This is a genomic window from Methylobacterium sp. AC690 (assembly GCF_979256535.1).
In genome coordinates this window covers 21,803-28,985 of record NZ_CEEDOX010000032.1, presented here as the reverse complement: position 1 = coordinate 28,985, position 7,183 = coordinate 21,803, and the positions used below count along the sequence as shown (strand labels likewise).

Genomic DNA, 7,183 nt, shown 5'->3' with positions numbered 1-7,183 from the left:
GCGGGCGCGCGGCCTCGGCCGCCGCGTCGGGGGGGAGGGTGGATGCGGTCACGGGGTCCAACGGTAGAGCCAGGTTTCGGTGAGCGGCGCGCCGTCGCGCTGCAGGTTGAGCCGCAATTCGCAGGACTTCTCGCCCTTCGGATCGAGCTCGAAGGCCACCCGCAGGGTGTCGCGCTCGGGGTAGCGGTAGAGGATGCTCGACGGGATCGCCCCGGAGGCCGCGCTGAGCTGGGTCTGGAGGTCGCCGGGGGCGGCGATCCCGCCCCCGGTGAAGTCCACCAGGAACAGGCGGCGGTTGTCGGCGCCGCGCCCGCTGCGGGTGCCCGAGACCACGGCGACGCGCGGCGGCTCGGGCGGCTGCCAGCACCAGTGCTGGCGGTAGCTGAAGGGCATCTCGGCCCCCGCCGCCAGGGTCGCCTTGGGCCGCCAATAGGCCAGGACGTTCTCGTTGAACTCGGAATCGCTCGGGATCTCCAGGAGCGTCACCGCCCCCGGCCCCCAGGCCCCCAGCGGCTCGAGCCAGAGGGACGGGCGCCATTCCCAGTGCTGCACGTCGTCCTGGAAGGTGGCGTAGTCCCGCGCCCGCTGCATCAGGCCGAAGCCCTTCGGGTTCTCGTCGAGGAAGGAGGAGATCTGCAGGGTCTGGGGGTTGCGCACCGGGCGCCAGATCGCCTCGCCGGCGCCCGTGCGGATCTGCAGGCCGCCGCTGGAGGAGGCGCCCGCGCGGGCGTCGTCCGCCCCGCGCCGGTCGTGGGGGCCGAACAGGTAGCTCGTGGTCATGCCGCCCAGACCCAGATGGTCGATGGCCGCGCGGGCGAAGACCGTGCCCTCGACGTCGCAGAGGGAGGCGTCGCCGGGGCGCAAACTCATGCGCAGGGCCGCCGCGGCGGAGGGCGAATCCACCAGGGCGTGCAGCACGAGGGGACCGCCGGGGCCGGGCCGCTCGATCCAGATCGCGCGGAATTCGGGGAATTCCTCGCCCTTCGCGTCGGCCGGGCGCAGGGTCAGGGCCCGGGCCGTGACGCCGAAGCCCTGGCCGGCGGCCAGGAGTCGGAAGAACGACGCCCCCTGGAACATCGCGAAGTCGCTGAGCTCCCCGCCGCGGAAGCGGGCGCGGAGGCGGAAGCCCGAATAGCCGGGGTCGTCCTTGAAGGCCGGGAGGGCGACGCCCTCCGTCTCGAACCGGGCGGGATCGTAGGGCAGGGCGCGCACGACGCCGTCCTCCACCAGGGCCAGCGCCACGCGGGAGCGGAAGACCGAGCCGCGATGCAGGGGCTCCAGGGTGAAGCCGAGGCCGGCCTCGGCCCAGACCGCGCTGCCGGGCCGGGTCCGGATCGCGGCGTATTGCTCGCGGTTGAGGCCGGTCAGGGCGTCCGGCAGGTCGTCGATGCGGGGGGCCGCGTAGGGGCGCCTGGCCAGGGCCCGGGCGAGATCGGTGACGAGGCCGGGCTGGAACGGCGTGCCGTCGGCGGGCAGGGCCGGAGCCTCGTCGGCGGCGGCAGCCCGGCCCGACAGGGCGGCGAACCCGCCGGTCAAGGCCGCAAGGCCGGTCGGCCTCAGGAGGACGGCGAGGCCGGCCTGCCGCAGCACGCTGCGGCGGCAAGGTCCGGCGGCGGTCGGGCCGTCGGCGGTCGGGTCGGCGGGAAAATCCGGGTTCGGCGGCGTCATCGGGTCCGTCGGGTCGGCGCGGGGCGCGCGCGGAGTTGAGGCGAGGGGCTACGGGCGGTTTACCATGCGGAGCCCTGAACCGGTGGTTAAGCCGTCCCGAACCGCGGCGGTCAACGCCGAAGGGCTCCAGACCGTTCGTTCGGACCTCGTCGAAGCGTGCGCGACCCCGTCCGGCGCAGGGTCCGGACTTGAAACGGCCCCGTCCGGCCTTTAGCCCCGCCGCGAGAGCAATCGCTCGAGCAAGGGCTCGACCAGCGCAAGTGCTCGGCCAGCGGCGGAACGCGCGATGACGGACCAGACGATCAGGAAGACGGGGCGCAGCCTCACCGCCATCGTGCTCGCCGCCGGCAAGGGCACGCGAATGCGCTCGGACCTGCCGAAGGTGCTGCACCGGGTCGCCGGCAGGACCATGCTGGGGCACGTGCTCGCCGCGGCGCAGGGGGCCGGGGCCGGCCGCATCGCCGTGGTGGTGGAGCCGGGCCAGGACGCGGTCGCCCGCGAGATCGCCGCCCTGGCGCCCGGCGCGACGGTCTACCCCCAGGCCGAGCGCCTCGGCACCGCGCACGCGGTGCTGGCCGCCCGCGCCGCCCTGGAGGCGGGGGACGACGACGTGGTGATCGCCTTCGGTGACACGCCCCTCATCACCGCCGCCACCCTGGCGCGCCTGCGGGCTCCCCTGGCGGAGGGGGCGGCCGTCGCGGTGCTCGCCTTCACGACGCCGAACCCGGCGGGCTACGGCCGGGTGCTGACCGAGGGCGACCGCGTGCTGGCGATCCGCGAGGAGAAGGATGCGACGGCCGCGGAACGCACCGTCACCCTGTGCAATGCCGGGCTGATGGCCCTCTCGGGCGACCGCGCCCTCGCCCTCCTCGACCGCATCGGCAACGCCAACGCGGCGGGCGAGTACTACCTGCCCGACGCCGTCGCCCTGGCGGTGGCGGACGGCCTGCCCGTGACGGTGGTGCCGGTGTCGGAGGCCGAGGCGCAGGGGGTCAACGACCGGATCCAGCTCTCCGTGGCCGAGGCCGAGATCCAGGGACGGCTGCGCCGGGCGGCCCAGGCGGCGGGCGCGACCCTGATCGCGCCCGAAACGGTTTTCTTCAGCATCGACACGGTGTTGGGACGGGACGTTCTCGTGGAACCTCACGTGGTGTTCGGGCCCGGCGTGACGGTGGGCGAGGGCTGCGTGGTGCACAGCTTCTCGCACCTGGAGGGCGCCACCCTGGCGGCCGGCGTCCAGATCGGTCCCTATGCCCGCCTGCGCCCCGGCGCGGTGCTGGAGACGGGGGCGCGCATCGGCAACTTCGTCGAGGTGAAGAACGCCCGGATGGGGCCGGGCGCCAAGGCCAACCACCTGACCTACGTGGGCGACGCCGAGGTCGGGGCGGGGGCCAATCTCGGGGCCGGCACCATCACCTGCAACTACGACGGGGTGAACAAGCACCGGACCCAGATCGGGGCGGGCGCCTTCATCGGCTCCAACACCGCCCTGGTGGCGCCCGTCCGCGTGGGCGCGGGCGCCATCGTGGGCGCCGGGTCGGTGATCGCCGGCGACGTGCCGGACGACGCCCTGGCGGTGTCGCGGGGCCGCCAGCGCATCGTGGCCGGCTGGGCGCCGGGCAAGCGCGCGGCCCTGCAGGCGGAGAAGGCGGCGCGGGCCAAGAAGCCGTAGGACGCGCCCGCGGCGCGTCTCATGGGCTCGCGGCGCGTCTCATGGGCTCGCGGCGCGTCCGGCAAGCCCGCGTTCAGGATTGCCGGGCCAGACTTGTGCATCCGGGCCGGACCGACCCCGGCGGCCGGGTGGCTGGCGTGCGCCCGTCCCGATCCGATACAAGCCTGGGATGACGCGGCCCGCTCGTGCCGCGAACCGGACTCTTGAAAGACACGAAAACCCATGTGCGGAATCGTTGGCATCGTCGGACGGGACGCCGTGGCCGGGCAGCTGGTGGAAGCCCTGCGCCGGCTCGAATATCGCGGCTACGACTCGGCCGGCATCGCCACCCTGACGGAGGGGCACCTGGAGCGCCGGCGGGCCGAGGGCAAGCTCGCCAACCTCGAGATGCGCCTGCGCGACGCGCCCCTGGCCGGCAGCCTCGGCATCGGCCACACCCGCTGGGCGACCCATGGGCGGCCCAACGAGACCAACGCCCATCCCCACGCCACCGCCCGGCTGGCGGTGGTCCATAACGGCATCATCGAGAACTTCCGCGAACTGAAGGCCGAGCTCCAGGCGCAGGGCGTGCGCTTCGAGAGCGAGACCGACACCGAGGTGGTGGCCCAGCTCGTCAGCCACGCGATGGACGGGGGCCTCGGCCCCGTCGAGGCGGTGGCCGCCTGCCTGCCGCGCCTGCACGGGGCATTCGCGCTGGGCTTCGTCTTCGCCGGGCACGACGACCTCCTGATCGGCGCCCGCCACGGCGCGCCCCTGGCCATCGGCTACGGGGAGGGCGAGACCTATCTCGGCTCGGACGCCCTGGCGCTGGCCCCCTTCACCCAGGAGATCACCTATCTCGACGAGGGCGACTGGGCGATCCTGTCGCGCGCGGGCGCCGAGATCCGCGACCAGGCCGGCCAGCCCGTCACCCGCGAGCGCCAGCGCATCGTCGCCCAGGCCTTCCGGGTGGAGAAGGGCAACCACCGCCACTTCATGGCCAAGGAGATCCACGAGCAGCCCGAGGTGGTCGGCCGGACCCTCGCCCACTACGTCGACCTCGCGAACGGCCGCGTCGCCCTGCCCGAGGCCCTGCCCTTCGACTTCGCCAAGCTCTCGCGCCTCTCGATCACCGCCTGCGGCACGGCCTACTATGCCGGCCTCGTGGCCAAGTACTGGTTCGAGAGCCTGGCGCGCCTTCCCGTGGAGATCGACGTCGCCTCGGAGGCACGCTACCGCGAGCCGCCCCTGGAGCGGGACGGGCTCACCCTCGTCATCTCGCAATCGGGCGAGACCGCCGACACCCTGGCCTCCCTGCGCTACGCCAAGGCGCAGGGCCAGCACACCCTGGCGGTGGTCAACGTGCCGACCTCCACCATCGCCCGGGAGGCCTCCGCCACGGTGCCGACCCTGGCCGGACCCGAGATCGGCGTCGCCTCCACCAAGGCGTTCTCGTGCCAGCTCACCGTGCTGCTGTGCCTGGCCATCGCGGCGGGCCGGGCGCGCGGCACCCTCGACGCCGGGGCGGAGCGCCGCCTCGTCGACGCGCTGATCACCGTGCCGGGCCTGATGGCCGACGCGACCAAGCTCGAAGGGTCGATCGAGATCCTGGCCCGCGAGGTCGCCAAGGCTCGGGACGTGCTCTACCTGGGACGCGGCACCAGCTACCCGATGGCGCTGGAAGGCGCCCTGAAGCTGAAGGAGATCAGCTACATCCACGCGGAAGGTTATGCGGCGGGTGAACTCAAGCACGGCCCCATCGCCCTCATCGACGAGAGCGTGCCGGTGATCGTGATCGCGCCCCACGACGCCATCTTCGAGAAGACGGTCTCGAACATGCAGGAGGTGGCCGCCCGGGGCGGGCGCATCATCCTGATCGGCGACGCCAAGGGCGCGGCGGCGGCCGGCCTCGACACCATGGCCACCGTGACGATGCCCGACCTCGACCCGGTGGTGGCGCCCATCGTCTACGCGGTGCCGATCCAGCTGATCGCCTACCACACCGCCGTCTTCATGGGCAAAGACGTCGACCAGCCGCGCAACCTCGCCAAGTCGGTCACGGTGGAATAGGGCGCCCGCCCGGTCCGGGACGCGACAAAAGAAGGGGGCGCCGACCGGCCGGTCGGCGCCCCCGTCCGTGTCGTTCGAGAGGACCGGGCGCGGCGGCCCGGTCCATGTCGCCTCACGCGGCCGGCTGCAGCGCCGGGAGCTCCGAGTCGAGGGGCATCGGGTTGCCGCCCATGGCGGCGGCGAGCTTGACGTCGTCCACCTCGCCCTCCCAGCGGGCGACCACGATGCAGGCCACCGCGTTGCCGATGAAGTTGGTGAGCGCGCGGCACTCGGACATGAAGCGGTCGACGCCGAGGATCAGCGCCATACCGACGACCGGCACCGAGGGCACCACCGCCAGGGTCGCCGCCAGGGTGATGAAGCCCGAGCCGGTGACGCCGGCCGCGCCCTTGGAGGACAGCATCGCCACGAGGAGCAGCAGGCCCTGCTCGCCGTAGGTGAGGGGCGTGTCCGTCGCCTGGGCGATGAAGAGCGCCGCCATCGTCATGTAGATGTTGGTGCCGTCGAGGTTGAACGAGTAGCCGGTGGGGACCACGAGGCCGACCACGGGCTTCGAGCAGCCGGCGCGCTCCATCTTCTCGAGGAGCGAGGGCAGGGCGGACTCGGAGGACGAGGTGCCGAGCACCAGCATCAGCTCTTCCTTGATGTAGCGGATGAGCTTGATGATCGAGAAGCCGTTGTAGCGGGCGACGAGGCCGAGGACGCCGAGGACGAAGATCGCCGAGGTCAGGTAGAAGGCGCCGACCAGGTAGGCGAGGTTGGCCAGGGAGGCGATGCCGTACTTGCCGATGGTGAAGGCCATGGCCCCGAAGGCGCCGATGGGGGCGACCTTCATGATGATGTTGACCACGCCGAAGATGGCCTCCGACAGCACCTTGATGATGTCGAGGACCGGCTTGCCGCGGTCGCCCAGGAAGGCGAGCCCGAAGCCGAACAGCACCGAGAAGAACAGGACCTGCAGGATCTCGCCGCCCGAGAACGCCCCCACCGCGGTGGTCGGGATGATGTTCATGAGGAAGTCGGTGATCGTCTGCGTCTTGGCCTTGTCGGCGTACATCGCGATCGACTTCGGATCGAGCGACTTCGGATCGATGTGCATGCCCGCGCCCGGCTGGACGAGGTTCGCCACGATCAGGCCGACGATCAGCGCCAGGGTCGAGAAGGTGATGAAGTAGATCAGCGCCTTGCCGCCGACGCGGCCGACCTTCTCGAGATTGGTCATGCCGGCGATGCCGGAGACCACGGTGAGGAAGATCACCGGCGCGATGATCATCTTGACGAGCTTGATGAAGGCGTCGCCGAGCGGCTTCATGTCCGCGCCCACCTGCGGGTAGAAGTGACCCAGGGCGATGCCGATCGCCACGGCGACCAGCACCTGGAAGTACAGGGTCCGGTAGATCGGCTTGGGCTTGGGCGGCGCGTGGGGCGCGGTGAGGGGCGATGGTACAGCGGCCATGATGGCGTTCTCCCGATGGGTCTCTCGAACGAGGGCGGCGCGGCTCGGGGACGAGGTCCCGCGTCCGCGCTCTCTTGGTCTTGCGCCGGCGGATCCGGCCTCCCCCGGCCGCGCTCCGGAGGGAGGCGGTGGCGGGGGCGTCGGCCCTGGGGCGGACAGCCCTGCGGTCGACGCAGGGCTGCATTACCCCTCCGGAATGGCAACCGGCATGCCAGGGTGGGTGCCCGCGAAACTTTTCGTTAAGCCTCTGAAAGTGGGATCGTTTTCGCGATGAGTCCGCGGCGCGCGCAGGATCGCTTTGCGAAAACCCGGACGGGGCGGCGAAATCCTTTCCGGGA

At 72.2% G+C, this 7,183-nt stretch carries 4 protein-coding genes; 2 read left to right on the top strand and 2 right to left on the bottom strand.

Translation table 11 applies throughout. The features are described from left to right. Positions 1-48 precede the first annotated feature (48 nt). Positions 49-1,668 (bottom strand): OpgD/OpgG family glucan biosynthesis protein, encoded by a 1,620-nt coding sequence (locus tag AC0IY1_RS24325; RefSeq protein ID WP_471773111.1) that lies wholly within the window; start codon positions 1,666-1,668, stop codon positions 49-51. 286 nt (positions 1,669-1,954) lie between these two features. Here AC0IY1_RS24325 and glmU point away from each other — a divergent pair, with 286 nt between their 5' ends. Both glmU and glmS read left to right on the top strand, forming a co-directional pair. After that, entirely contained in the window at positions 1,955-3,340 is a 1,386-nt protein-coding gene (glmU, locus tag AC0IY1_RS24320; protein WP_471773109.1) for a bifunctional UDP-N-acetylglucosamine diphosphorylase/glucosamine-1-phosphate N-acetyltransferase GlmU, read from the top strand. Between the two features lie 222 nt (positions 3,341-3,562). Then, positions 3,563-5,389, top strand: a complete 1,827-nt coding sequence (glmS, locus tag AC0IY1_RS24315) for a glutamine--fructose-6-phosphate transaminase (isomerizing) (protein WP_471773106.1) — start codon at positions 3,563-3,565, stop codon at positions 5,387-5,389. Positions 5,390-5,501: 112 nt separating this feature from the next. On the opposite strand, the gene AC0IY1_RS24310 is transcribed toward glmS, so the two are convergent. Then, a complete protein-coding gene (locus AC0IY1_RS24310) occupies positions 5,502-6,845 on the bottom strand; it encodes a dicarboxylate/amino acid:cation symporter (protein ID WP_055948962.1) in 1,344 nt (447 codons plus the stop codon). Positions 6,846-7,183 lie beyond the last annotated feature (338 nt).

What these genes read in the sequence shown, in the direction of transcription:
- AC0IY1_RS24310 (WP_055948962.1), bottom strand. Translation starts at nt 6,845, where the DNA reads ATGGCCGCTGTACCATCGCCCCTCACCGCGCCCCACGCGCCGCCCAAG.
- glmU (WP_471773109.1), top strand. Translation starts at nt 1,955, where the DNA reads ATGACGGACCAGACGATCAGGAAGACGGGGCGCAGCCTCACCGCCATC.
- glmS (WP_471773106.1), top strand. Translation starts at nt 3,563, where the DNA reads ATGTGCGGAATCGTTGGCATCGTCGGACGGGACGCCGTGGCCGGGCAG.
- AC0IY1_RS24325 (WP_471773111.1), bottom strand. Translation starts at nt 1,668, where the DNA reads ATGACGCCGCCGAACCCGGATTTTCCCGCCGACCCGACCGCCGACGGC.